The organism is Microcoleus sp. MON1_C1, from assembly GCF_036701945.1.
In the GTDB taxonomy this organism is placed as follows: Bacteria; Cyanobacteriota; Cyanobacteriia; order Cyanobacteriales; family Microcoleaceae; genus Microcoleus.
The window spans coordinates 41,509-68,419 of the sequence record NZ_JAUBRO010000004.1 but is presented as its reverse complement, the minus strand read 5'-3'; the positions used below and the strand labels follow the sequence as shown (position 1 = coordinate 68,419).

At 46.3% G+C, this 26,911-nt stretch carries 21 protein-coding genes; 15 read left to right on the top strand and 6 right to left on the bottom strand.

Translation table 11 applies throughout. The annotated features are described in order from the left end of the window. Nucleotides 1–138: 138 nt before the first annotated feature. The 3 genes from egtC (at nucleotide 139) to egtD (ending at nucleotide 3,681) form a co-directional block, all read left to right on the top strand. Nucleotides 139–927, top strand: coding sequence for an ergothioneine biosynthesis protein EgtC (gene egtC, locus QUA62_RS03430; protein WP_333402360.1), 789 nt, complete (start codon nucleotides 139–141; stop codon nucleotides 925–927). After that, nucleotides 899–2,254, top strand: coding sequence for an ergothioneine biosynthesis protein EgtB (locus tag QUA62_RS03425; RefSeq protein ID WP_333402358.1), 1,356 nt, complete (start codon nucleotides 899–901; stop codon nucleotides 2,252–2,254). The genes egtC and QUA62_RS03425 overlap by 29 nt, the downstream gene beginning before the upstream one ends. Nucleotides 2,255–2,634: 380 nt before the next feature. Beyond that, nucleotides 2,635–3,681 (top strand): L-histidine N(alpha)-methyltransferase, encoded by a 1,047-nt coding sequence (egtD, locus tag QUA62_RS03420; RefSeq protein ID WP_333402356.1) that lies wholly within the window; start codon nucleotides 2,635–2,637, stop codon nucleotides 3,679–3,681. 439 nt (nucleotides 3,682–4,120) lie between these two features. Here the strand turns inward: egtD and QUA62_RS03415 are convergent, their stop codons facing one another. The 3 genes from QUA62_RS03415 to QUA62_RS03405 all read right to left on the bottom strand — a co-directional run bounded on the left by QUA62_RS03415 (nucleotide 4,121) and on the right by QUA62_RS03405 (nucleotide 6,943). Beyond that, a complete protein-coding gene (locus QUA62_RS03415) occupies nucleotides 4,121–5,362 on the bottom strand; it encodes an SGNH/GDSL hydrolase family protein (RefSeq protein ID WP_333402354.1) in 1,242 nt (413 codons plus the stop codon). A gap of 248 nt (nucleotides 5,363–5,610) precedes the next feature. Continuing rightward, complete coding sequence (locus tag QUA62_RS03410) at nucleotides 5,611–6,222, bottom strand: hypothetical protein (protein WP_190660668.1); 612 nt, start codon at nucleotides 6,220–6,222, stop codon at nucleotides 5,611–5,613. A 409-nt stretch (nucleotides 6,223–6,631) separates the two neighbouring features. Continuing rightward, nucleotides 6,632–6,943, bottom strand: a complete 312-nt coding sequence (locus QUA62_RS03405) for an RNA-binding protein (protein WP_190660670.1) — start codon at nucleotides 6,941–6,943, stop codon at nucleotides 6,632–6,634. A 109-nt stretch (nucleotides 6,944–7,052) separates the two neighbouring features. Between QUA62_RS03405 and QUA62_RS03400 the strand changes: the two genes are divergently transcribed. The 5 genes from QUA62_RS03400 to QUA62_RS29330 all read left to right on the top strand — a co-directional run bounded on the left by QUA62_RS03400 (nucleotide 7,053) and on the right by QUA62_RS29330 (nucleotide 11,903). Beyond that, nucleotides 7,053–7,205, top strand: a complete 153-nt coding sequence (locus QUA62_RS03400; RefSeq protein ID WP_190660672.1) for a hypothetical protein — start codon at nucleotides 7,053–7,055, stop codon at nucleotides 7,203–7,205. A 1,255-nt stretch (nucleotides 7,206–8,460) separates the two neighbouring features. Then, nucleotides 8,461–9,270 carry an SDR family NAD(P)-dependent oxidoreductase gene (locus QUA62_RS03395; protein ID WP_190738657.1) on the top strand — a complete coding sequence of 270 codons (810 nt, stop codon included), beginning with the start codon at nucleotides 8,461–8,463 and terminating at the stop codon, nucleotides 9,268–9,270. Nucleotides 9,271–9,489: 219 nt separating this feature from the next. Further along, nucleotides 9,490–10,326, top strand: coding sequence for an MBL fold metallo-hydrolase (locus tag QUA62_RS03390; RefSeq protein WP_333281505.1), 837 nt, complete (start codon nucleotides 9,490–9,492; stop codon nucleotides 10,324–10,326). Between the two features lie 157 nt (nucleotides 10,327–10,483). Further along, the gene (locus QUA62_RS03385) at nucleotides 10,484–11,548 is read left to right on the top strand and encodes an aldo/keto reductase (RefSeq protein ID WP_190660678.1); all 1,065 of its coding nucleotides are present in this window, start codon (nucleotides 10,484–10,486) and stop codon (nucleotides 11,546–11,548) included. 205 nt (nucleotides 11,549–11,753) lie between these two features. Beyond that, on the top strand, nucleotides 11,754–11,903 hold the full coding sequence (locus QUA62_RS29330; protein ID WP_445301635.1) for a transposase: 150 nt from the start codon (nucleotides 11,754–11,756) through the stop codon (nucleotides 11,901–11,903). 288 nt (nucleotides 11,904–12,191) lie between these two features. Here QUA62_RS29330 and QUA62_RS03380 read toward each other — a convergent pair whose 3' ends face one another. Next, nucleotides 12,192–13,874, bottom strand: coding sequence for a tetratricopeptide repeat protein (locus QUA62_RS03380; RefSeq protein WP_333402353.1), 1,683 nt, complete (start codon nucleotides 13,872–13,874; stop codon nucleotides 12,192–12,194). Nucleotides 13,875–14,247: 373 nt separating this feature from the next. Between QUA62_RS03380 and QUA62_RS03375 the strand changes: the two genes are divergently transcribed. After that, nucleotides 14,248–16,086: a pseudouridine synthase gene (locus tag QUA62_RS03375; protein ID WP_333402352.1), complete on the top strand. Its 1,839-nt coding sequence runs from the start codon at nucleotides 14,248–14,250 to the stop codon at nucleotides 16,084–16,086. Between the two features lie 468 nt (nucleotides 16,087–16,554). On the opposite strand, the gene QUA62_RS03370 is transcribed toward QUA62_RS03375, so the two are convergent. Beyond that, nucleotides 16,555–19,017 carry an ATP-dependent helicase gene (locus QUA62_RS03370; RefSeq protein WP_333402351.1) on the bottom strand — a complete coding sequence of 821 codons (2,463 nt, stop codon included), beginning with the start codon at nucleotides 19,015–19,017 and terminating at the stop codon, nucleotides 16,555–16,557. Nucleotides 19,018–19,473: 456 nt separating this feature from the next. On the opposite strand from QUA62_RS03370, the gene QUA62_RS03365 reads away from it, so the two are divergent. Further along, entirely contained in the window at nucleotides 19,474–20,481 is a 1,008-nt protein-coding gene (locus QUA62_RS03365) for a DUF4349 domain-containing protein (protein ID WP_333402350.1), read from the top strand. Nucleotides 20,482–20,653: 172 nt separating this feature from the next. On the opposite strand, the gene QUA62_RS03360 is transcribed toward QUA62_RS03365, so the two are convergent. After that, nucleotides 20,654–21,748, bottom strand: a complete 1,095-nt coding sequence (locus tag QUA62_RS03360) for a RuBisCO accumulation factor 1 (RefSeq protein ID WP_333281489.1) — start codon at nucleotides 21,746–21,748, stop codon at nucleotides 20,654–20,656. A gap of 156 nt (nucleotides 21,749–21,904) precedes the next feature. Here QUA62_RS03360 and QUA62_RS03355 point away from each other — a divergent pair, with 156 nt between their 5' ends. The 5 genes from QUA62_RS03355 (at nucleotide 21,905) to QUA62_RS03335 (ending at nucleotide 26,748) form a co-directional block, all read left to right on the top strand. Beyond that, entirely contained in the window at nucleotides 21,905–22,849 is a 945-nt protein-coding gene (locus tag QUA62_RS03355; protein ID WP_333402349.1) for a response regulator, read from the top strand. A 221-nt stretch (nucleotides 22,850–23,070) separates the two neighbouring features. Then, nucleotides 23,071–23,778 carry a bifunctional demethylmenaquinone methyltransferase/2-methoxy-6-polyprenyl-1,4-benzoquinol methylase UbiE gene (gene ubiE, locus QUA62_RS03350; protein ID WP_333217430.1) on the top strand — a complete coding sequence of 236 codons (708 nt, stop codon included), beginning with the start codon at nucleotides 23,071–23,073 and terminating at the stop codon, nucleotides 23,776–23,778. A gap of 85 nt (nucleotides 23,779–23,863) precedes the next feature. After that, the gene (locus QUA62_RS03345; RefSeq protein ID WP_190738668.1) at nucleotides 23,864–25,096 is read left to right on the top strand and encodes a DUF445 family protein; all 1,233 of its coding nucleotides are present in this window, start codon (nucleotides 23,864–23,866) and stop codon (nucleotides 25,094–25,096) included. A 169-nt stretch (nucleotides 25,097–25,265) separates the two neighbouring features. Next, nucleotides 25,266–25,574 (top strand): DUF3493 domain-containing protein, encoded by a 309-nt coding sequence (locus tag QUA62_RS03340; protein ID WP_333057719.1) that lies wholly within the window; start codon nucleotides 25,266–25,268, stop codon nucleotides 25,572–25,574. 598 nt (nucleotides 25,575–26,172) lie between these two features. Further along, nucleotides 26,173–26,748, top strand: a complete 576-nt coding sequence (locus QUA62_RS03335) for an alpha/beta hydrolase (RefSeq protein ID WP_333402348.1) — start codon at nucleotides 26,173–26,175, stop codon at nucleotides 26,746–26,748. Nucleotides 26,749–26,911: the final 163 nt, after the last annotated feature.

The following is a 26,911-nucleotide window of genomic DNA, read 5'->3' as shown; positions in this document are numbered from 1 at the left end:
TCTACCTTAACTGTATCGTTTGTACTGCGATGCTGGCAGCGGGCTACAAAAAACCTTGTTCCCAGCCCTGAAGATGCCCGCTCGGGCAATTTTTCGGCTAATGACTTACAATGCTAATCACATTGCTGCAAAAATTTTATGTGCCGTTTGCTTGGCTACCTCGGGGAGCCGATTTTACTCGATGCTATTCTGTACAAGCCGGAACATTCCCTAATTGTGCAGAGTTACGAGCCCCGCGAAATGACTTCTGGCGTACTCAATGCTGACGGTTTTGGTCTTGGTTGGTATCACCCGCACCTAGATACTGACCCGTTCACCTATAAAAATGTACAGCCAATTTGGAGCGACGTTAACCTTCCGAGTATCAGTCGATACGTTGAATCCGGATGCGCGATCGGATACGTTCGCAGTGCAACTTCAGGACAAGCTGTAGATTTGAGCAACTGTCAGCCGTTTCAGAACGATCGCCTGCTGTTCGTACACAACGGCTTCGTGAAGAATTTTCGCCAAACTCTTTACAGACCAATTCGCGATCGACTCAGCGATACCATTTATCAATCAATTAACGGCACTACAGATTCAGAGCATATCTTCGGCTTGTTTGTCAATGAATTGACAGCCGCCAATGTGACTCTAGAAGCTGCTTTGCAAAACACGCTGAAAACTGTGGCCGAGCTAGCAAACTTTCACCAAGTAGAATTTTCAGCTAATATAATTATCAGCGACGGACACCAGCTCGTTGCCTCTCGCTTTGCTTCCCAAAAAACCCCTCCTTCCCTCTATTGGCTGCGAGACGATTTAAATTTCCCGAATTCAGTCATCATTGCTTCTGAACCTTTATTTGCTGGCAATTGGCACGAGTGTCCAGTCCAGAGCATTATCAGTACCGGAGTAGATCGTGATATCCAAATCTATCCAATCTTGTAGAGAGGCAATTTATCGCGATTTGCAGCAGTGTCGCCGCGGCACTTTCAAGCTATTTGCAGACATTGATTATGATACTTTTTGCCGTCAAGCTCATCCTGATTTCAGTCCGGTTGGCTGGCACTTAGGTCACATCGCTTATACTGAGGATTTGTGGCTGTTGCAACGGTGTGCTGGCTTGGAACCTGTCTTTCCTCAGTATCACCAACTGTTTGCTGCTGATATTTTGCCGAAAAAACAACGGGTTTTTCTGCCGACGTTACCTGAAGTTGAATTATATCTGGACGCGGTGAGAAAAAAGGTGTTAGATTATTTGGAAGTAGCGCCGATCGACGAGCAAGAACGTCTCTGGCGGTTTATTATTCAGCACGAAAGCCAGCACTGCGAAACTGTTGCTTTCGTGTTGCAAATGCACAGGAAGAAGGAAGAAGGAAGGGGGAAGAAGGAAGAAGGAAGAGGGAAGAAGGAAGAAGGAAGAGGGAAGAAGGAAGAAGGAAGAGGGAAGAAGGAAGAAGGAAGAGGGAATGAGGAAGGAAGATTAATTTCCAATTACCGATTACCAATTGCAGATTACCAATTAGAAATTACGGATTCCCAGGCGATTGAAATTCCACGCGGAGAATTTTACATGGGAAGCGATGCTGCTGAGGCTTTGGATAACGAGCGATCGCGCCACCTGTGTTATTTAGAAGCATACTCGATCGATCGCTATCCCGTCACTTGCCGTCAATACCGAGATTTCATGGAATCCGGCGGCTATCAAAACCCTGATTGGTGGTCAGCAGACGGCTGGAAATGGCTGCAAGGCGAAGCCGTCTCTCAACCGCTTTACTGGTCAGAAAATCCAGCTTTCAACAACCATCCAGTCTGCGGCGTGAGTTGGTACGAAGCCGAAGCTTACTGCAACTTTGTTGGCAAGCGTTTGCCATCGGAAGCAGAATGGGAAAAAGCTGCGAGTTGGGATGCCACAAATCAAACATATCGCATCTATCCTTGGGGAGAAGAACAGCCAAACGGCAGCCTGTGCAATCACGGCAATAATATTGCCAATACGTCGCCAGTTGATGCCTTTCCCAAAGGAGCAAGTGCGATCGGCTGCTGCGATATGTTGGGCAATGTTTGGGAGTGGACTGCTTCAACCTTTGACGCCTATCCGGGATTTGAAAGTTATCCTTACAGGGGCTATTCTCAAGTTTATTTTGATGGAGAACACCGGGTTTTGAAAGGGGGGAGTTGGGCGACTTTTCCGCAGGCACTGCGATCGACCTTTCGGAATTGGTACTATCCGGGCGTGCGGCAAATTATTGCTGGTTTTCGGTGCGCTAAGTAGTTCGCTAGGTAATGATAACTGCAATCAAATTGGTTCGTAGTGAGGACTAAAGTCCTCGCACTTTTCAGAGGACTTTAGCCCTCACTACTTGCCTTATAACGCTTATTTTACGGACATCCTATAAATGCCTGGATAGGGTATTTGCAACGAAATTTGTTTGCGAAATGCCTAACTTTTTTCCATGTAACAAGCTCAAATAAAACAAGTTTGGTTAATTATTTAATAATTTTTGTGGAGAAATTTTAAGTTTTAATTGTGGATGCGATCGCCATCCGGTGAGACAATACAGAACCCAGATCGGCAGGAAAAATCTGACTTGAGCGCGATATTTGGCAACGCAACTGCGTGCTATACCGATATGTGCATCTAAAAATTACTTTATGAAATCCCCAAGACTGTCCGACACAACCAACTCAGCCTTAACGAAGGAAAACCGGCTGCACTTAGAGCGACTGGTGAGCGCTGCGGCACTGACACCCGCAGAAATCAATGCTGGCAGCGATGCAGTTAGCGGGTTGACTCAAACCCCCAAATCCCTGCCTCCAAAGTATTTCTACGACGATCGCGGCTCGAAGCTGTTTGAGTTGATTTGCCAGTTGCCGGAATACTACTTGACGCGCACTGAGACGGCTATTTTGCAGGGGTGCGCGGGGGCGATCGCAAATTTAACTGGCCCCTGCGAAATCGTCGAACTCGGCAGCGGCAGTTCCACAAAAACTCGGATTCTCCTTGATGCTTACAGTCAACTGGAGTATCCCCTGCATTATTTGCCGATCGACATCAGTCCTACTATCCTAGAAAGCAGCGCTTGTCAACTGTTGGCAGATTATCCGTCGCTCCAGATTCACGGACTTGTCAGCACATACGAATTAGCCTTAGCTAAAATTGCACCGTCGCCGTTGCCAACCCGAATGATTTGCTTTCTCGGCAGTACCCTCGGCAATCTCAACGCTCAAGAATGCGATTTGTTCTTCTCGCAAATTGTCGGTGCATTGCAGCCGGGAGAGTATTTTTTGCTGGGAATTGACTTGGACAAATCTAAAGATATTTTAGAGCCTGCATACGATGACAGTCAAGGAGTAACGGCGGCATTTAACTTGAATATGCTGCGGCATTTAAATCGAAAATTTGAGGGAAATTTTGATTTAGCACAGTTCGAGCATTGGGCTTTTTACAATCAAGAGGAATGTCAAATTGAAATGCACTTAAAAAGTAAAAAAACGCAAACAGTGCAGTTGCGTTCTCTCAATTTAACGGTTGAATTTGCAGCGGGAGAAACTATCCGCAGCGAAATATCGCGCAAGTTTAATCTCAATACTGTAAAGGAAGAACTTTCGCAGCGTGGTTTAATGCCGATGCAAGTTTGGACCGATCCCAATCAGTGGTTTGGCTTGATGCTTTGTCAGATGTCAGAAGTTAATAAATGAGTTCTTCAGATATTACCCACAGTCAGGACACCGGGCCGCGATCATTGGTGTCAACTTAAGAGTGAAACCATTGATAAATATCGGTTTTACGTGAGTATAGATCTCGCTAAATCCCCCTTAAGAAGCTATGCTTTATAACCATCTTTCTTAACTTTTGGAGAGCGCTCGCTCTTACGCTCTCAAACCCCCATTCCTCGATCACCAGTTATCAATAAACTTGACTTTTTATCAACAAACATAAGTGTCAAATTGTCAAGGCTGGTGGGAAAATGAATCAGGAAAGCCTTGTGAAACAAAGCTTTCCTGATTGTTAAGGAAGATGTGGGTACCGCATAGCTTAAGAAGGGGGGCTAGGGGGGATCGAACCCTAATAGTCAAACAGCAGACCGGTATTACGTTTGACGTTAAGTTGACACGAATGGGGAGAATCATATTAATTTTACTTCACTAGGGCGTTATTTTTTGTGGAACCCGAAGGCTCTGCTTGGAATTTATCGCATAAGTGTTGTGCCATAAGTTGAGCAACTTGCTCATGGCCTTGACTATTCCAATGGCCTTCACAGGGTAGAGCATTGGGAAAGCCATGTACGCAAGTTTTATTTTTTTCTGCATACTCTCGCAATCGCGGGACTGTATCCAAGGTCGTAATATTGAGGGTATCGCCAAGGGATTTGATTCTCTGATTAGGATAATACAAGTCCTTAATGCCAGATTGTTTCATATGGCCTTGACGAGCTATAGGATCGGGGTGGACTTGAGATCCCGTACTGACAATCAAAACCATAAAATCTGCCTTTTTTGCCTTAACTTCCTGATTCATTAGTGAAATTAATCCTTCTGTCACCTGCCAAGCCTCTTTCCATTCTGGATCAATAGGTTCTTGAAAGTTCTTAGAAAATCGTTTTTTTTCTGTGGCATCAAGCAGACGTTTCTTATTCTCTAAATCAACTTGTCTGACTAACCGCAAAATCCGTGAATTATTGACCCACCAAGTGGGAAGATAATCCACTAGGGAAAAATTCAAATATTCATGTTCTTTAGGTGACATTTTAACCCATGACATATCTGGGACTAATTCACCATTTTTATAGACGAAATAGGGCCGACGTTGATAAAAATCAAGTTTTTTTGAATTATTAATAAGATCGTTGCCCGGGTAAAAAGCTAAGATCACTAAATCGGGAGAATATTTCCAGACTTTATGGCGCAAAGTCATTAGTTCTTGAGCCGTCCCATAACCCTGAACCCCAAAATTAATTACCTCAACTTTGCGATCGCCTAAAGCAGTACATTTTTTATTGAGTTGCTTTCTCATTTTCCACCAAAAAGTCTTTTCCATCGGCACTTGTAAAGCTTCGGCAAAGGAATCTCCCACCACCGCGATCCGAAAAGTTTTTGGTGGTTTCTCCTTCGTATGTTCACGATCGCGTAAACCATCTTTATTCGCCTGGATGAAGGAGCGCTCCCCTTCACCCTGCCACTCGAAAGACGCGCCCGGATTCAATGACCAAGCTCCAGCCGGATCGTCTAATCTGTAGGTCTCAAAAGAGACCGGCTCACTGGGCTTTTTCAGACCTTTAATTCCCCCCAGATGAAGAGCTAATTCTCCCAGGAAAACACCCGCCATAATTCCCCCCAAAATTAGGCTGAGTTGTTGCCCCCATAAACTTAGTTTTCTCATGTTAGTTTTCTCTTGGGTAGAAATCGGGTCTAAATCGCGGCAAGTATCTCAAAAAGACAATCCCTACAATACAATAATTGGTGTTTGGAGCGCGCTCATAAAAAGTCGCAACCGCTTCCAACCATAATTAATTGGATTCAGGGATAAGGGCGCTATCCTGTCTCTATTGAAAAACTGTCCGAAGTATTGCTCTGAGTAAGTTTACCAAAGTATTTGACTCTTAGCAATTACCAATTCCCCATTACCAATTAACAAATCGGCCGCTGTCCGGGTTTTACGGCGTGAATGTACTCGCTGCCCGATGTCGGCCATCCCCGCTTATAATAAGCTTCCTCCGGCTTCCCCCAGCCCAACTGCAACAAAATTTCTAGAAAATCCAACTTTTCCCACTTCGAGAGACTGGCCCATTCTGTGCGCTGGGCTATAGCCTCTACGTCAACCGGCTCGATCGATCGAAAATCCTTCCCGTTGTTAATGCTTAAATACAAATCCATCCCGGCAGTTACCTGCTGCCAGAATTCCAACATAGCAATCTTAGCTGCCTTCAGCGTGATCAAATCAACCGGTAGAGCTATTAATTCGTCATCCACTGCCGGATAGCGTAGAGTATTGCCTTTAACCGCGATTTCCCGCCAGACAATCCCAGAAACCTGATGTTCCCGCTGGTATTCGTGCACGGCAGCCTTAAAATTTTGATAAGCAGTGAACTTCTGAACTCCCTCAGATTTGAGAAAGCGGTCAATCACGGGGTTGCCTGTAGCAGGAGTTTCAGTCAAGTTGAGGCGCCGCCCATGCAAGCAGGCTTGGCGCTCTTCTTCGAGGATTTTAATGAGTTCCGCCGTGCTGTAGAGCTTGGACATCTTTATTGAGGCAAAATCAAGATATTGGCTGATATTCGGCTGGTTTTCTCGACTAATCTTCGGTAAAGATAGTTTTGCTGTTCTAGGCAATATTCAGTTTTGCCGTTATTCTAACTTTTCTTGCTGCTTAATTCTAGTTTGATAGTTTACAGGAGTCGAGCCACGAAATCCCGACCGCCTCTTAAAAAAAGCAGTTAAGAGGGTATCGAATCACGAACTAGAGTGGGAACTGCACCGCCGACGTACCTCGCGGGATTTTTCGCCAAAAACAAAGCCCCCTCCTTGGAGGGGGCAAAACTGATTTAGAGGTTTGGGAGTTTTATTTGATGGGTCGATCGAACAACCCGAAAAAAAAGCAGCATTCGCACCTGCCGTCAACTACCAAAACTCAAATTTTCAGTGTCAAAGCTTAGTAGCGTCGTGAAGAGCGCTCTTTGTCGCCCCAGCCGCCGCCGCCGCCCGAGGAGCGTTTGTTGTCTTCGCGAGGTTTGGCTTTGTTGACTTTCAAGTCGCGGCCCATCCACTCAGCACCGTCTAGAGCTGCGATGGCTGCTGCTTCTTCTGCCTCGCTTGCCATTTCCACAAAAGCAAAACCCCGCATCCTGCCTGTTTCCCGGTCCACTGGCACTTGAACGCGGCTTACAGTACCGTACTCGGCAAATACTTCGTTGAGGTCGTCTGATGTTACCTCATATGAAAGATTACCCACGTAAATCGACATAAAATCTCCAGAATCATTAGGGTGCAGAGATTTAGATTCGGAGAGACGCTTGTAAATAAACACCAACAAACTACGCCACCGAATTTAATTCTTGGAAAACCACTATAACATGAAGCCACCAGAATCAGCAATTGGCTGTCATAATTTTCAATTTTCGGTGCCGTCGGGCAATCGCCAACAGAAAGTATTCGTGATAAGTGACATCTTACACTCTTGGCGTCATCCGCTTGGTTTCTTGCTGCGCGATCGACCTGATATCTGAGATTTTTCGTCGCTGTTACCAGGTTGATTGGGTCTGATTGAGAACAGTGCGTGATGTCAGTTATAACTGACATCACGCACTGTTCTCCCTGGACAAGCCTCCTGCCCGTTCCACCAGAGATAAATGTTTTTAGCCCAGCATTAATCTTCCGAGTCAATGTCCCATCTTCCATCTCCCGTCTCTCATCGCATCCGATTTAGCCCCCGATAATGGCGGTTCCCAAATAATTATCAAAAGAGTTATTAGTCATATCTACGCGCATTTTATACATATATAGCAATCCTAAGTGATTTTCTAGAACCGTAAAATCTGAAAGTCTTGCTATACAACAAGTCTAGGAAGACAAGAGGGCGTTGTGTTGTGAGACTCAGATCGGATTGCTATAGACATCAAAGTTCACCCGAGATAGAGCGACTTGGCCAGAATTGCCCTTTTGAATGGCGGGTCTTCCTGCATACAGAGGAAAATTACTTGTAATTTTTATTCACAATAGATTCAGTTTTAGCTTATGAGATATCCCATTTGCGGCTCTCAATATATTGTAAAAAAATGTCGCACTTACAAAGACCAAAAAAAATGAAGTTTCGAGATTGGGGAAGACAATAGGTGAGGGCTTAGAGACACGAACTGATTTTTAAACAAACAAGATAGTTGATTATCGTGAGTCGCTTAGAGAAAATATTTTTTGTTGTATTTGTAAGCTAGTTAATTTTGGAGTGACGCTAGTTTGTTAATGAAAACCAAATATTTGAAATGTCCATCTGCCAAATTTATTTATCCTAATTATTGGGCGTTTGGGTGATATTATTTAACAATATTTCACTATATTTATATGTTCATCTCTTAGACTTGCTACATTGTCGGGATTTGCCTAAATGCAATAATAGGACACTTTAGTGAATATTAAAAAAAATCAGAAATATTAGCTATGTTTTGCATTAGTCGTTAATAATAAAATCCTACTCATCGATCTAAAATTTTCATTTTATTCATTTTTTAAGGTTTTCTTTAGTTTCTATATTTGCTCTTTCTATGAGATGATTATATGGTGGCATTTTTACACTAATTGCATGAATTTGGTTTTCGATTATACCGTATTTAAATGTCTAACAGCTTATGTCCTAGGAAAGATGCGATCGCACTCCTACCTCCCTAGCATTATAAAAGTTGAAAGCCCAGAGTCCACAAAGATTGTCTAGTACAGAGAGAAGCAAGCCTAGACAAACGAGCGTGAAGCAGTTACAGAGGATTTTAAATGGTTATAAACAGTTCGTTGACCCGGCCCTTGGCTGTCGTGACGGGTGCCTCTAACGGTATCGGCTACGAACTCGCCAAACAGTTCGCTCAAAACGGATTCGATCTCCTAGTCACCGCCACCGGAGCGAGCATCAATGAAGCGGCTCAAGCCTTTGAGGGGCTCGGTGCCAAAGTCGAGACAGTGCAGGCAGACCTCGCTACCTACGACGGTGTTGAGACGCTCTACAACCAGATAAAAGCGACTAATCGGCCAGTGGATGCGATCGCAATTAATGCCGGTGTCGGCGTCGGGGGCGACTTTGCCCGCGAGACAGACTTGAAGGACGAACTAAATCTGATTAACCTCAACGTTGTCTCGTCTGTGCATTTGGCTAAACGGGTAGTTAAGGATATGGTCGATCGCGGCCAGGGACGGATTCTATTCACTTCCTCCATTGCCGCCCTAATGCCGGGGCCGTTCGAGGCAGTCTACGCGGCATCTAAAGCATTTCTACACTCCTTCTCAGAAGGGCTGCGTAACGAGTTAAAGGACACAGGCGTCACCGTTACCGCGCTGATGCCAGGGCCGACGGATACCAACTTTTTCCATCGCGCGGGAATGGACGACACGAAGGCGGGCGCAGACAAGAAAGACGACGCGGCCGAAGTTGCCAAGCAGGGCTTCGAGGCTCTGATGGCGGGTAAGGACGACATTATCGCCGGTTCACTCAAGACAAAGATTCTCGCCAGCGCGAGCAAGGTTTTGCCTGATACCGTCAATGCCGAACTGCACCGCCAGCTTACTGAACCGGGTTCTGCTAACAAATAATTCGCGTCGGTCTTACTATTTTTATGTGCCGATTTAAAGAAAGTAAACATCGCAGATAATGGCAAGATTACAGCCGATAAAAGCGTGTTTACTTCTCCCAGTAGTGACGATTTAGCGAAGTTTTCTCAGGCGTTCATCGATGCCATTATGCAGCATCGGCCTTGGATGGGGACTGAGGAATAAATAGTTATCGCCTAAGTAATTTAGTACAGCACATTTATGCAAATTCATCATCTCAATTGTGGCTGTATGTGTCCCATTGGAGGGGCGCTTTTCGATGGCTTCAGTCGCGGCCTGACGGCTCACCTCGTCTGCCACTGTCTGCTCGTTGAAACGAATCAGGGACTGGTTCTGATTGATACCGGCTTCGGATTGCGGGATATCCAGTCCCCTTACTCTCGGCTCAGCCCGTTTTTCGTCCACTTTAATAATATCCAGTTCGATCGCAAGTACACGGCAATCCATCAAATTGAACAGCTCGGATTTTCACCAAGCGATGTGCGCCATATTGTGCTAACCCACCTCGATTTCGATCATGCCGGTGGTCTAGAGGATTTCCCTGAAGCAACGGTACACGTCATGCAGGCTGAAATCGATGCCGCACAGGATCGGCACGGTTTCATCACAAAAAGGCGCTATCGTCCGGAGCAGTGGGATGAAGTCAAACGGTGGAAATACTATTCGGCGGGTGGCGAACCTTGGTTCGGTTTTGAAGCAGTCCGCGACCTCGACGGGTTGCCGCCGGAGATTTTGCTAATCCCGTTGGTGGGACACACGCGCGGTCATGCTGGCATTGCCATTGATACACCCGATGGCTGGCTCCTGCACGCAGGCGATGCCTATTTCTACCGACACGAGATGGATGCCGCTAACCGACGCTGCACGCCCGGTCTGCGCGCCTACCAATGGATGATGGAGGTCGATCGCAAGGCTCGGTTGCTCAATCAAGGCCGGCTGCACGCATTATCGGTGGAACATAGTAAAGATGTGCGCGTGTTTTGCAGTCACGATGCTATTGAATTAAAAGCCTTCGCTGGCGGGTCTAGGAACTCTTAAAACTAGAAATTTCATCATTACTATTGATTAGGCAAAGTAGGCAGTCGGGGAAGTTGCAGCCCGACTGCGCTCTGGATTTTGAGACATCTTAAATTCAAAACTCTTTAGTGCAGCGAAGCGGTGAGTGAGTCCTAGTAGTTTCTTGAAGAAGGCATTTATGAATATCAGCAGACGCAAGTTGTTAAAGGTAACTTCTGCTTCGGGTTTGGTTGCAGCAGGGCTGGCTGCTTCCGAAGGGTTTTTTAAACCTTTGTTAGCTCAAGATGAACCGACCCAAGTATACGCTGAAAGTGCAGTTGCCCAAGGTCAAACCCAAAGTGGCGAGATGAGTTACAGGACGCTGGGGCGCACAGGAGAGCGAGTGTCTGCAATTGGCTTGGGGGGACACCATATCGGACGGCTTCGAGAGGAGCAAGACAGTATTAAGCTCATTCGCAGTGCGATCGACCGCGGCATCAATTTCATGGACAATTCCTGGGACTATCACAACGGACGCAGCCACCGCTGGATGGGTGCAGCGCTCAAGGATGGCTACCGACAAAAGGTGTTTCTGATGACCAAAATTGACGGCCGCACCAAGGGCGCTGCGATGATGCAGATTGATGAGTCACTGAAGGCGTTGCAGACCGATCGCATTGACCTGATGCAGCATCACGAAATTATTCGGATGGAAGACCCCGATCGCATTTTTGCTCCCGGCGGGGCTATGGAGGCGGTAGTAGAAGCGCAGAAGGCGGGCAAGATTCGCTACATCGGGTTTACAGGACACAAAGACCCTTTGGTTCACCTGCGAGTGATGGAAATTGCCGCTCAAAACAATTTCCGTTTTGACGCGGTACAGATGCCGCTGAACGTGATGGACGCTCATTTTAGAAGTTTTGAGCAACAAGTTCTGCCGGTGCTGGTGAAGAACCAAATAGGTGTATTGGGGATGAAATCTATGGGCGACCCCTACGTGCTTAGAAGCAATACAGTAAGCCCGATCGAATGTCTCCACTATGCGATGAATCTGCCTACTTCAGTCGTGATTACTGGCATTGATAGTATGCAACTCCTCGATCAAGCGTTTGAGGCCGCTCGCACGTTTAAGCCGATGGATCGAGCACAAGTTGCAGCAATGCTTAATCGCACTCGCGAGGCGGCAGCAAAAGGGCAATACGAACTTTATAAAACTACCAACCAATTTGATAGTACCGCCATGAACCCATCGTGGCTAGGATAAGCAGTTTTGTATTATTCATAAGCCAATCTAAGATGAAGCCGAAATTATTTCTTTAGATAACCCACAAAGGCTAGAGGAGAAGTTGTCTCCGGCTCTTTTGGATTGTTGCTAGGGAGCCAAGTTAAGCAGGTTGGGTGAGCCTCTTTAACGCCTGAATGGGTGGATTTTTTTCAAAACACGATAATTTCACAACAATGTAAGGGAAATGGGTAAGGAAACAAAAAGGCGTGCAGTTGTTTTCATGGATAATGTTTCAGCTCACCAAGCGGCTTCGATTGAACCATTGATTCAATCGATCGGCGGTAGTGTTCTTTACCAATCACCTTATTCACCAAATTTTAATTTTATTGAATAGTGGTGGTAACAACTCAAAGCTTTTTTACGTAGGTTTTCAACTTGCTCAAGGTTATTTTAACGGATGGAATATCCTTAATTATGAGCTGGATATTCGACCGGATATAGCAATACTAATTGTTTGGGGAATTAGATTTTTTTATTAACCGCAGAGGGCGCAGAGAACGCAGAGGAAGAGAGAAGAGGGAAGTTTTTTTAGTTTCAAGTTAAATAGTTCAAGCTTTACCCCAGCGCAGTATTACGAGGAACAAAGCAATTTCAAAAATCCAAACTATCTGTCAATTTCCCCTTACCACTTTCCTGACATCGCGTCCTTGAGTCTCAATTCTTCTCGACTGACTAGAGCTTCGTAGTAATCGGGTTTGATTTCGAGGGCGACTCCGTAAGAACTAATAGCATCTTGAGTTCGCTGCAATTTTTGCAAAACGTCGCCCCGCTGCGCCCAAGCTTCCCAGTTGTCTGGCTTGAGTTGAATCACTTGGTCAAAAGCGACGAGTGCTTGGGAATAATTCTGCATTTCCCCTAGGATCAGACCTCGCTGTACCCAGCCTTGATAGTTATCCGGCCAGACAGTAATTGCTCGATCGTATGATGCTAGAGCTTGTTCGTACTGCTGCAATTTTGACAAAGCGTTGCCGCGTTGCAACCAAGCTTCAAAATTGTCTGGCACGATTTTTAGTACGCGGTTGTAAGCTGTGACGGCTTCTTCGTAACGCTGCAATTTTTCCAGCGCTGCGCCTTGCTGCAACCCTACTTTTGATGTAATTTCTGCTTCTGAAGTCAGAGAGATTACTTTATCAAAACAGGCGATCGCTTCTTCGTATTGCTGTAATTTTTCCAGAGCTTCGCCTCGCAAGTTCCAAGCTTCTAGAAAATTACCTTCAATTTGTAGGGCATTGCTGTAAGCGATAATTGCCTCTTTGTAGCGTTCCAATCCTGCCAGGGCGATGCCTCTACCCAGCCAAGCTTCGGGAAAATTCGGATTAATTTGAACGGCTTGGTCAAAAGCAGCGATCGCCCCTTCAAAATCTCTCGATTCTGACAGTGTTTGACCGCGCCCGATCCATGCTTCGGGATAAAAAGAATTAATTTGAATTGCCCGATCGAAACAAGCAATTGCCGCGTCTGCCCGCTGGTGTTTGAGGGCCATTCCTTTATAAAACCAAGCTTCGCAGTCGTTGGGCTGCATTTGCAGTACGCGCTCGTAAGCTGTCACCGCTTCTGCATATTTGTGCAATTTTGCGGAAGCAATGCCCCGATTGAACCAAGCCAGACTATTTTGAGGTTGCAGTTGAATGGCGCGATCGTAAGAAGTTACAGCTTCAGCGTAGCGTTCGGCTTTCATCAAAGCCAAACCTCGGTTCAGCCAAGCTTCCCAATTAGTGGGGACGAGTTTCAGCGCGCGCTCGAAAGCCGCCACGGCTTCAGGATAGCGCTCCGCTTGAACCAACACGTTACCTTGCCGGTACCACATGGCGGGCAAATTCGGATGAAGTTGGGTTGCTTTTTTGTAACAGCTTGCGGCTGCATCCCACTGCTGCAATTCCTCTAAAACTCGGCCTCGCTGATACCAAGCTTCGTGCTTTTCTGAATTGATTTGAATTGCGGTGTCGAAAGCCGCGATCGCTTCTGAGTGATTTTGCAAACTTAACAGCCCTGTCCCGCGCAGCATCCAAGCCCAGTATTCTTCGGGATTAATTGCTGTAGCTCGATCGGCGCAGGCTACGGTTTCTGCGTAGGAGTGCAGTTGCTTGTAAGCTTTGCCCAGATTCAGCCACGCCCGGGCCCAGTCCGGCTTAATTTGAACCGCTTTTCCGTAGCAAATGACTGCCGCTTCGTACCTTCCTGCGGCGTACAATCTATTGCCCCGATCGTAATCTGGAAATGCTGCAAAAATTCTTAAAATCGGCGGCAGCAGAGCTGGTTGGGGGTTTGAGGAGTTTTCTGTAGCCGAAGTCGAGAGGTCTGGCATACGCCTTTCACATAAAAATTTAGTGGGATAACAAGCTTGCGGTCTTATATATTAACTTATGCTTTTCTTAATCTCGCTGCTGTTTGGAAACAAATTTAGCATATCAGGCTTGGTGCGACAAATCCTTTTTACTTAATTCGAGTAGGTATAAAATTATGCACCCTTCCCACTTTCGGTACACCGCTGTAAAATACGGTCAGTCCATTTTCGATTGTCGATTTTCGATTGACTCCACAGATGAATCTGAGAGCTTGAACCAGAGTCTAAAATTTTGATCTCTCCACGACGAGTGTCGGAAACTTGTATCCGTTTTTGGGCGGGGTCAGGACACAAGCACATAATGTCCTCATTCAGGTTTAAAACCAAATTTAAGATGCTAGAGTTCGACGCGCTTTTAGATTTCACGGACTGCGATCGGGAGTCGATCGACTCGCACCCGAATTATTGGTACGAAGGCCGTTGTCCTCAAAGTGGCGAGCTGGTGAGACTGCCGCGCACTCGAATGTCAGAGGATCTCGCCCGGGGTTTGATGCGGTACCTTGCGGCTGACGATTCCTACGATCGCGAAGGGAAGATGTACGGCATATTACTGGTGGAGATGCCTTCGGGGGAACAGCGGATACTCAAAGCATTTTCCGGGCTGCTGAACGGTTGCAGCATTGTTGATGGCTGGGTGCCACCGATTCCGGGACGAGATCGAGTTGCTTTTGAGGAAGCCCGCACGTTAACTCAATTGGAGGCGATGAAACAGGAACTTATTGCACTGAATCAACTCCCGCAGCGACAAGAGTATGAAGCCTTATTTCGGGAGTTTGAAGTGCAATTGCAAGTTTTGAGCGCTCGGCACCGCAATTGCAAGCTGCAGCGAGATGAAAAACGCCAGTTACTGTGTCAAACTCTTGCAGCAGAAACACTAGAAATTGCCCTGGAACAACTGAATCAAGAAAGCCGTTTGGAGAAAATTGAACGCAGGCAATTGAAACGGCAGCGGGATGAAACATTGCAGCCGCTAAAACAATTAATTGAAGCTGCTGATGGGCGGATGCGGGCGCTGAAACAGCAGCGAAAAGAACTTTCCCGCGAACTTCAAACGCAGATGCACGCGGCTTACACTCTGGTGAATTTTTTGGGAAAATCGATCTCGCTATCCTCATTGATGCCAAATAATTCTATTCCCACTGGCACCGGCGACTGTTGCGCGCCAAAATTGCTCCACTACGCGGCAGTACACAACCTGAAACCGCTGGCAATGGCTGAGTTTTGGTGGGGGCCGCCATCGGGCGATAAGATACAGGGAGAATTTTATGGTGCTTGTGGCGATCGGTGTCAGCCGTTAATGGGTTTTTTGCTGTCAGGATTGGCTCAAAATCCGATTGTTTCTAATATGGATGAGGGTTTTACGGGCGGGCTAGAAGCCCAACCCCTACTCCCCACAAGCAATAATATTTCTTGTGGAACGGGCATCTTGCCCGTTACCAAAATACATATTGTGGACGCAGAACCTCTAGATGTAGGGGCTGTTGAAGCCCGCCCTAAAAACCATAATATTTCTTGTGGAACGGGCATCTTGCCCGTTATGCAAATACTACCGATTATTTATGAAGACAAATGGTTGATAGCGGTCAATAAACCCTCTGGCTTGCTGTCAGTTCCGGGTCGTTATTTTGAAAATCAAGATAGTGTTTTCAGTCGTTTGCGTAACTTGTTACCGGATAGTTTTGATTTGAATGCGGTGCATCGTTTAGATTGGGAAACATCGGGTATTTTGCTATTGGCGCGGGACAAAGAAACCAGCAGTCAACTCAGACAGCAATTTGAAACAAAGCAGGTTCACAAAGTTTATGAAGCGGTGCTTTCGGGTACTGTAAATGTTGACGCAGGGACGATCGAACTCCCACTTTGGGGCGATCCAGAAAATCGCCCTTACCAGCAAGTCAATTGGGAGTGCGGAAAGCCCAGCGTTACTCGCTTTCAGGTAATGGCGAAAGAGGGGAATTGCGATCGCGTCGAGTTTTTGCCGCTGACGGGACGCACGCATCAATTGAGGGTTCATGCAGCGGATGTTCGAGGGTTAGGGATACCGATTTTGGGCGATCGGCTTTACGGATGTCGGGCTGCTGCGAAGCGGCTACACTTGCACGCGCGGGAACTTTCTTTTGAGCATCCGCAGTTAGGAGAAAGGTTATACCTAAAGGCAGAAACACCATTTTGAACACAGGGCGGCAACGAGAGATAGTCTAGCAGTAGGAATTACAGATAGAGGCAGCAAATATTTATTTTTGAGTAATCAAAGCACCCTGAATTTGGAGCCAATTTACAGGTTAGCAGCCACCTTGAAACAATCAGAATGCTTGAGACTTGCATATTAGATCAAGCCCGAATATTTTCGGAGAAGAGATAAAATTCATCTTACCAGAAGGCGCATCAAAAGTGAGATAATCCCCTTGTGAATTTTGTACAAGGATGTGTATTTAGTTGTACTAACCAGAGGGTTAGGCTAACCCTCCCTGGATATTTCTAGCAATTTAGGTTAAACGAGTCGCAGGTTACTCAAAGCATTATATACCAAGGCTTGGAGAGAAGCTAGAAGTTCCCGCATTTGGGGAACTTCAGCTTAAGTTCTCACCCATGAGTAGATCCGGGGAACGAGCTACTTATTACTGATTACTTCTTACTTCTTTTATATCGCATTACTCGGAAATCTCTGCTTCAAAACAGGCATTACCGGACAAGGTTTTTGCTCCTGCAAATTCTCCGGTTTGTTCCAAGTAAAAGGCCCTTTTTTCTCCGCCGCCATCCACAGCAAGCTTTTTGCTCTGGTCATCGCCACATATAGCAGTCGAAACTCTTCTGCTGTTTTCAAATAACCTGCTTGTTCCCAGGCTTCGCCTAGATTTGGTAAAGGATATTTTTCGTGCAAACTTGCTCGAATTTGTGCTCTCGCTACCTCTGCTAAAGTGAAATCTCCTAAAAATCGGGTTTGCGGCAAAACTCGCAAATTTCCGGGGATGGTTTGTTCGTGGAGAAACGGCAAAAATACGCAATCCCAATCCAATCCTTTGGCTTTGTGCATGGTAATAATTGTTAGTTGACCTTTGCTGGTATAGCGTTCTTCTATTTTGTCGTCTGCATCCACAGGTTCAAATCTTTCGGAACTGACAATTTCGCTCAGTACATCCAAAATATTCCGCATTGAATTGTTGCCGGCTGTTTGGATTGCTACTCGTTCTGCTAATTTGTCGGCGGTGGCTAATTCTGTTTGGTCGTATTGCAGCGCTAAGGCTAAGAATGAAATGATTTGGTATGGTGGCAATTCTAAGCTAGCTTGCAGCAAACCGCAGCAAAAATAGCGACATTTGCGAACGGGGTCTGACTGCTGCGGGTCTAGCGGGCCTGGGTAAAGAAATTGCTCGGGGCTAGTCGCAAAAGCATTGTAGTCTTGTTTGGGGATCAGTTGCCGATCGCTCAAAATCTTTAAGGCTGCTTTCAGGTAGTCTGGAGAGTGCGGGCGATCGAGGAATTGCAGCAGTGTTAAGATTTCCCAAGGTACTTGAGAATGTCTGTCCCGCTCTCCCACATCCTCAATTTTAATCCCGTATTTCCGCAAATCAAAGTTTAATCCGTGTTTTTGAGGATTTTCCAGCACTTCTTTGATAAACTTACCTTGTTTGTTTTCCCGCACCAAAATAGCCATCGATTTCAGATTTTCTAACGGCAATTTGGCACTATTTTCCCCATCGCTCGCTTCCCCGCCTGAATCGATATCTTTGCCATCCCTGCCCCATTCAAAATCGGTAGGTAAAAATTCCTCAACTAACTCAATTACCCGCTTGCCAATTAACTCAATTGTATGGTAAATATCGCGGGGAGTATGCAATTCTAAGCCGCGACCAATGGGAGCCGGATTTGCATTCTGCTGCGGGTCATGGCTGGGTACTGGCTTAATAGTTTGGTCGCGAAAAGGCTGTTCGGTTCCGGCTAATTTGGAGCTATTTACCCATTTCAACATAAAGTTAGCCGCATCGATAATCACCTGGGTGCTGCGACCTGCGCCGTCCATTGTCGCTAACTTATTCTCTACTTCGCACCGATCGCAAAATTGGTTAAAATAAATCGGGTCTGCGGGAGTGAAAGTAGAATTAATCGCTTGATTGGGGTCGCCAACTCTGATAAAATTGGGAGGTAAAGTAGGATGATCGGGATCGATCGCCAATGTTTCCAAAAGCCGAGTCTGCAAAGGTGTAGAATCCTGCGCTTCGTCCTCGAAAACAGCAAATACTTGCTTTTGCTCGATAGCCCTCGCTCTCGGATTGTCCAACACCCGCAAAGCGGCTAAAATCATTTCATCGTAATCGATGTATTCCCGACTCCTCAACAAAGCCTGATATTTTTGATATAAACCCCCAGCTACTGCTAAAATCTCATAACCGTCCCCAGTATCAAGAGCGTTCATTTCTAACAACTGTTCGGGAAATAAACCAGAAGATTTCGCCTCGTGAATCACAGTTTTAGCTACCTGCGGCAAAATTTCTGTCCGCAAAACCGATTGTCGCCGCAGCCTCTCTGTTTCCTCTCCGTCGAATTGCTGTCCTTCCAACAAAACTTGATATCGGCGGGGATTTTCGGCAATCCAAAGTTCTACACAGGTGCGAATTAATCGGTGACTTTGAGTAGGAGTAACTAAGGTTGAATTTTCTAAATTTAAACCAGACAAATCGGGATGGCGCATCGCAATATTCAAAGCTAAACCGTGCAAAGTGTGCACCGCAAAACCGCCTTGAGATAAAGACAATTCTGCCAATCTTTCCCGAATTTTAGCTTTAATATTAGCAGCAGCCGATCGCGTAAATGTCACGACAATTAACTGGCGGCGGCTGTGAAGCTGGTTGCGGGCGATCGCAATTGCCGACGCAGCAGCCATTCCCGTAGACTTCCCGGCCCCCGGAACCGCCGAAACAGCAAGGGGGCCGCCTTGCCAATCCGCCATGTCCTGCTGCCCCGCACGCAAGCTTTCCCGAATTTTAAGGCAAGCTTGTTCTCGCAAAACTGCGGCAAACCCTGATTCGGAAAGCGCTGAGGCTACATCCGGGCGATCGATCTGGGTTGTCGATCGCATAAAATCAGTATCAAATTCATCTGTCATGCGATTTTAGATTTTAGATTTTAGATTTTAGATTACAAAAATATTTGTGGGGTTCAGCCTTTTCAAACGGTATCAGAAACCGAGTTGCTTTAGTTGCGATCGCCTATGCCCAGAACCACACCGTCAATCGATTTTAGATTTTAGATTTTAGATTAAAGAATTGAATAAAGCGACCCCCCTGATAAATCCGGGGGCTGGCGATGGGGAGCGAGGAGCTTTTTTCTCGCTCCACGGATGAATCCGGGGGCTTGTGACCAAATTGTTTTCGGTCATCACACCGATATTTATTGGCTTTCATCTGCGTTCATCTGCGTTTATCTACGGTTAAAAATCCCAAAGTATTCAACCTCTACCGTTTCAATTTCGGTATCGGCTAAACTAACGGTATCTATTGAAGCTTAAATTGAAACCAGCATAAAATTCAATACCCAAGCCTTTTTTAGAGGAGTCACCCAAATGAAAACTCACCTCAAAATCAATTCCCCCCCGCCCAAGCCAAACCCAAACCCAGCCAACAACAGCACAACTCGTTTTGCTGTGGCAGTATTCTTAACTTTATCTTCAGCCATTGCTTTGCCTAGCTGCGGAGGAGATCAATCGACCGGCAGCGCTCCAGGCGGCGCAGCTTCATCCAGCAGCCCTGAAAACCAAGTTGCGGCATCGGCTCCACAATCGGCACCAGCACCGGAGCCAGCAGCCCAAAGGTCAAAAACTCCTGGTGCATCAAAAAAAGCAGCAGAAACTCCAGCAACCCGTCCCCAACTGATTAAAAAAGCCCAACTCAGTGTAGTTGTCAAATCTATTGACGCCAGCACTAAATCTGTTACTAATATTGTCGAAAAACAGCAAGGCGATATCTTGGGTTTCCAAAATCAAAAGCCGCCGGATTCGAGTGTCCGCCAAACCGCGTCTGTGGAGATTCGCGTGCCTCAAGAACGGTTAGAAACTACTTTAGAGACTTTGGCAAAACTCGGAACAGTAGAGAACCGTTCTCTGACGGCTGAGGATGTTACCAATCAATTAGTTGACAACGAGGCTAGACTGCGGAACCTCCGCAAATCCGAGGAAATGGTGTTAAAAATTATGGAGCGATCGGGCTCTGTCGGCGATGTTCTCAAAGTTTCTCAAGAGTTGAGCAATATTCGGGAGTCGATCGAACGCATTGACGCTCAGTTAAAAAGTTTGCGAAATCAAGTAGCCTATTCGACTATTAGCTTAACTCTAGAAGCAGCAGTATCGGCTCAACAAACTCCCGAACCTACTCTAGGTTTGCGGGTGCAAGAAACTTGGGGGAAAGCGACTCATTCGGTGGGTGAATTGACGCTCGGTTTGTTTGCTTTGGGTATTTGGCTGTTGGCTTACAGTCCTTATTTTCTGTTAATTGCGGCTGCGGTTTACGGCTTTAATCGATTTAAGAAACAGCATTCTGATCCGACAACTCCAGAACCGAAACCGCCTCAGTAGTCAGTAGTCAGTTGACTGTTGACTGTTGACTGTTGACTGTTGGCTGTTGACTGTTGACTGTTGGCTGTTGGCTGATAACAACTAACAACTGATACCTAACAACTGACAACTGACAACAACTAACAACTAACCACTAATAACTGACAACTAACAACTAACCACTGACAACTGACTAATCATCAATTTGCCATCCATCTTTGGTATAGTCTTCATCCACAATCTTTTTGGGACGCATCACCAGAACCACTCGCCCCAAAATAGGAATATCTGGGGATTGTTCAAACCAGTACAATTCTAAATTGCCCCCGTTATCGGCGAGGAAATAACTGTCAGCATCCCACTGTCTTTGGGCTCGATCGGCAATAATCAAAACTTCTTCAACTTTGCCTTGCAGCGGTACCGGCAATCGATCGCTCATTTCCAAAACAGCCACCGGATCTTCAGCGTTCAAAATTACTTGCCATCCGGGAATCGCCACCCAAGCTCCGGCTCCGGAAAATTTTACCATTCGGAACGGCTCTATTTCCTCCGGCAAAGGCACTGCCAGCAAATCTCTGGTAGAAAGCGGCAATTTGCCCACAACCGGGACAATCCGGGGCAATTGTTCCTCGGTATCGAGCCTGTAGACTGGCAGGCGGGGCGCTTCCCGTCTGGAAACTACGGTAAAATCGACGAGCAACTGCTCGATTTGCGCCCTAGCGGTTGGGCTGCTAGCTAATTTTAAACCGCGAGCAATTAAGCGCGATCGCTCTTGCAAATCGCTTTTCTGTCTCGCCAATTGCCAGCATTGGTAAGCCATAGCATCGCCGGGAGTGTCTGTGAACCCTTGGGGGAGACTCCCGAAGTGCGAAAACTCCTTGATCGCTTTAGCAACTTGGCGAGCATCGTCAACATCCAAATTGTGGGTTAGCATCAAAGCAGCCGCCCCGGCCCGCTCTACTTGAGAGAGAATCCGAAACTCGTATAAGATATCACTACCTTTGCCCAGGAAGTGCGATCGAACTTCGTCTGAAGCCCCAGCATTGACCATGCTGGTGTAGACTTGGGCTGCGACGCTCACTTGATTTTGCTGAATTGGCTCAAAACCAGTTTCTTCAAAAATCCTTTGAGAGTTGTAGCCAGCTTTTAGCAGTGCAGTGCAGGCCTGTCCCCACTCTACCCAAGTGCCTTCTTTTCGGCGGAGCGATCGAATTAACTTTTCGGCATCCACAGCAGTTGTGGAGGATGCAGATGCAGGAGGGGATGAATCTTGCGGTGTATCAGTCATAATTGAATCAAAAACTAGCGCTAAGTTATGTGTGGTTGGATACTGGCAAGGCTCGTGTCGCGGCAGAGCGATAGATTAATAGTAAGTGAGTTATGAGACTATTGTTACAGAATAGTTGCTCGCCTAAATTTACAAAGGGGAGTTTATCGTATTGTTATGGATAATGCCATTTCAGAGCTAGATCAAATTAAACGCCAGCTCATGACCCTACACAGACCGAAAAAGCCCAAAATGCTGGTAGTAGACGACGAACCAGACAATCTGGATTTACTCTACCGCACTTTCCGACGAGATTTTAACGTCCTCAAAGCTGAGAGCGGAATTCGCGCCTTGGAAGTCCTCGGCATCGAAGGCGAGGTCGCCGTCATCATTTCCGACCAGCGGATGCCCGAAATGAAGGGGACGGAGTTTTTGAGCAAAACCGTGCCCCAGTTTCCGAATACGGTCAGAATTATCTTGACTGGTTTTACGGACATTGAAGACTTGGTGGATGCGATTAACTCAGGACAGGTTTACAAGTATATCACCAAGCCTTGGGACCCGAACGAACTGAAAATGGTGGTGCAAAAGGCGGCCGAGACTTATGAAATTCTCAAGCAGCGGACTGAGGAATTGGATCGCGCCCAAAATCAAATACAACTGTTAGCCACAATCATGCAAACGGCTGTGGATTATCCGAGTTTGGAAGCAAGTTTAGATCCAATTGCTACTGCTATAAGTGATAATTTTTTGGCGGACTCTTGCATTTTGCAACTGGTGGAAGAAAATGTTTTAATACCAGTCCAAGGCACTCACACCACGGGTTCGGCTGTGGAAAATTGGCTGGCAGATGACCCTCTGGTTCGAGAAGCAATTACCTCTCAAACTATTCAGGGTGCTGTGAATATTGGGATCGACACAGCCTTAGCCAGCCTGCCGCACTATCAGAAATCCGGCATTCAAGCTCACCTGACCATCCCGGTGATTCACAAAGGTCGATCTATCGCCCTGATTTCCATGCAGTGGAAGCAGCCTTGTTCCCTGCGCCCAGACGAACTCACAACAGTTCACCTCGCCGCTCAAGAAGTTGCTTTGGTATTGACGAGTTTTCAGGGTCATTAGTCATCAGTCATGAGTCATCAGTCATTAGTCCTTAGTCCTTAGTTGCCTCTAAGTCTTGAGTTTAAAATGATAGCAAACCAATGAGTTTCGACAAAAGCTCAGCGCTCGCTAACAAATAAAAAAGCATTAATGACTGGCGACAGCATGACATGAATGCACGGATTAATTCTTTTTTCCGGCTGACTAATTACAAATTATCAATCACCAATGACAAATGACCGATGACTAATAACGCCGAACAAATTAAAACTATATTTAATCGAATTGCACCAGTTTACAACCAATTGAACGACTGGTTGAGCTTTGGGCAACACCGGATTTGGAAGCAAATGGCGGTGAAATGGAGCAGTGCGGGCCCGGGAAATACTTGTTTAGATTTGTGCTGCGGTAGCGGGGATCTAGCTTTGTTGCTGGCTAAACAAGCAGGGCCGACCGGTTGCGTATTTGGAGTTGATTTTTCCGCCGAACAATTGGCCGTGGCTGCAAGGCGCGATCGACCTTTTCTCACCCCTATAAGTCCCATTTCCTGGGTAGAAGCTGACGCCCTAGACTTGCCTTTTGCTGACAATTACTTCGACTGCGCCACAATGGGTTACGGCCTGCGTAACGTGACTGACATCCCCCGCAGTCTTCAGGAATTGCACCGCGTACTCAAACCCGGTGCCAAAGCAGCTATTCTCGACCTCCACCGCCCCAGCAATTCCCTAATGCGGAGCTTTCAGCAGTTTTATTTAGACAGTCTCGTAGTGCCCATTGCTCAGCAATTTGGCATGACTCAAGAATATGCTTACATTAATCCTAGTTTAGAAAAATTCCCGATCGGCCAGGAGCAAGTGGCGATCGCCAACAAAGCCGGATTTGCCGCCGCCACCCACTACCCCATTGCTGGAGCTATGATGGGAGTATTGGTACTGGGCAAAGCAATTTAAAATTAAAAATGCTTGCAGTCTAGATCGGCTATCTAACTATAGGGTGTACCGATCCGTGTGCACCTTACCCTATTTTTAATCATTTATGAATCCGTCTGAAATTTGGCTGTTGTTGGCCCCACCTGTAGTGGGAGGAATTATTGGCTATTTCACTAACGATATAGCTATCAAAATGCTGTTCCGCCCCTATCGAGCTATTTACATCAAAGGGCGGCAGTTGCCTTTCACTCCAGGTTTGATCCCCCGCAACCAAGAGCGTTTAGCAAAGCGAATTTCCGACACAATTATGGGTTCCCTGCTGACGCCACAGGAACTGCAAAACTTGGCGCGCCGCCTCCTGCAAACTGAGCGGATGCAGTCGATAATTCTCTGGCTGTTGCAGTTGGCGCTGGATCAGGTAAAAGCCGACGCCGAGCAAAAAACCGCTAAAATTCTCGCAAACATTCTGCGAGATTTGCTGGGGGAATCTATGCCGCGAATTCTAAAAGTTTTGGCGCGCCGGGAAGATTTTTTAGAAGTTCAGCTTAATCAAATTTTCGATCAAGTTTTGCTGGAGATTCAGCTAACCGAATCTCAGGCGGCTCAGCTTGCTGAGTGGTTGTTGCAGGTAGTAATACCACCGGAAGTGCTGCGGCAGGCTTTAATTGACTTTTTGACGGATCGCAATATTTCGATCATCGATGAAGGGTTTCGAGAAAAAACCAGCGGCACTTATTGGGTAGTAGCAAATTTGTTTGGTTTGCGGAACACTTTAACTCGGCTGCGGACTTTTTGTCTTGATGACAGAGAAGCGACAAATCAGCGCTTAGCAGAGTTAACTATTTCTTTGGGGATTCGCGGGCGAATTCAGGAATGGCTGCAAAATTTGTCCATGCAAAATTTACCGGTTTCGACTGTGAGACAGTTGCGAAAAACTATGCGCGACAGCGTTCGCAGCTACGTTCAACAGCGGGGTACAGACGTACTTGAGGGGTTGAGCAAATCTATTGACTGGGAAAATATTTCGCGCTTGCTTCTCAATCGATTGCAAACTTCAGCGGTGATGAGCGCTTCCCTCGGAATTGTCAGCCAAGAACTGGCTTTGGTTTTAGAGCGCTATTTAGAAAGAGATTTAGAAAATATTGTAGCTCAGGCTATCCCGATTTTGAATATCGACCAAGTGATTGTCGATCGAGTAAAAGGTACTTCTCCTGAAGAGTTGGAGTTAGCAATTCAGGGAATTGTCCAAAGCGAGTTGCAGGGAATTGTAAATTTAGGAGGGATTTTGGGTGTTTTTGTCGGCTGTTTGCAGACAGTTGTGGTTTGGATTCAGCGATGATTTATTTCGGCAGTTGTGAGATATTTGTTGTAGTCTAATATTCACTCTCTCTGGCGCACCCAGTACCAAAAACGCGGTTTTTCGGCAGTAGTTGCCACCTCAGCCAGAGGGTGTTTGGTAGAAACCGGGTTTTTGTGGCCCAATCTTAATTTACCTATTTCCTAAATCTATGCCAGCCCCAAATTCGGACGATCGTACAAACATCCCAAAAAACCCGCGCAACCTCAGCCGCCAACAATACGAGCGTTTAACCGCAGAAATGGCCACTCCCTACCGGCCTCTGCGACAGTTTGTTTACGTAGCTTGTGGCGCTTCGGGCTTTATCGGCGGCTTGGTTTTCCTCGCTAAAATTGCCTCTGGCCGGGAAATTGGTTCTGCTTTGCCTAATTTTGCCCTCCAAGTCGGAGTTGTGGCCCTGATGGTGTTCCTGTTTCGCTGGGAGCAGCGCGCCGAGGGCCGATCCCCGAAGTCGAAATAACAAAAATTTACAAATCGAGACAAAAATCTATCTGAGGCAAGGAAAAGTTAGAAATATAAAGAAATTATTATAAAATCCTGGTTTGCCAGCGATCCCTGTAATTATAATAATGTGGGTTCAATTGGGGTCAGCAAATTTAAAGGCCCTAATCATAAACCGCTTGTAATTCGTTCAATTGGGGTCAGCTTTCATAAAGACCCTAAATATATAAAATAAATTTAAGCCCAGCGCCAGCCTTCACTGATAGAAGAGCTGGCGTTCGGCATTTTGCTAGGATCGGGAGATTGGGAGAGAGAATCAGTAGGGTGCACACCCCGCACAGAGAGGCCCGTACAAGCGCCCTGAACCGAGTTTTGTGCCTATCATCCGATATAGGTAATACCAGTTCCCAAAAATCATGCAACTGTAGGCTCGTGCTCCAAACCCGGATAATCATCAGTCATGTGCAAATCTAAAATCTAAAATCTCTCTAAAATCTCAAATGGTATAACTGCTTGCGCGCTCAAATAATTTGGTATTTCCCAAAGACCTTAGCCTGTGCAGTAATTAATGAGATGTGTCAAAGTCGAAGTAGAAAAAGATTTTGGGAGATTTTACTATGGGTCGATCATTTTTCAAAGGGCGGTGGACATTATTTTTGGCAGCAGGCGCGGGAATTGTATTTTACAGCAATGCTGCGGCGGCGGCCGAAAAGGTAGTGCTCAAATACAGTGCGATCCGAATGACTTTACCCGTCAGCGAATTAGAAATTTTTGCAGAAACTGGGCAAATGTCGCCCGCGTTAGAAATGCTGCTGGGAAAGGCAAAAAAAGACCCGGAAGCGGTTCGCAACAGTCTGAGGAGACCAGTAAAAGTCAGTCAAAGCTTTTTGGATCGGACGCTTAACAGCAAGGTTGGGGAAATAATTCTCGATGAAGTCGGTCAGGTAATTCGCACTCCTTCTGGGAATGCAAATCGAGAAGCTTTGCGCGAGGCCATGGTGCTGTCTGCAACTAATGATAACGAGATCACACTGCTGGAAGCGATGAAGAATTATCCTACTCCAGAAGTTTATGTTGAGGGCGATCGTTTAGTTGAAGCTTACGGTAAGCTTGTCGCTTTGTCAGAACAATTGGGCGGCGTTTCAGAACGGCTGCAAGATATTTTGAACAAGATTCGCCTGCCTAGACTGTAGCAGATGGTGTCAAGGAGGGTGGATTCGTGCGAGCGATCGCACAATGTTTCTGAACCTGCATAAATTAAAGCGGAGTCACATTTTATTTGGGCAAAATTTGCCTAAATTTAACACGACTTTAAAAAAAGAATGCAACGGTAGAGAAGCTCCAAACCTGACGGTA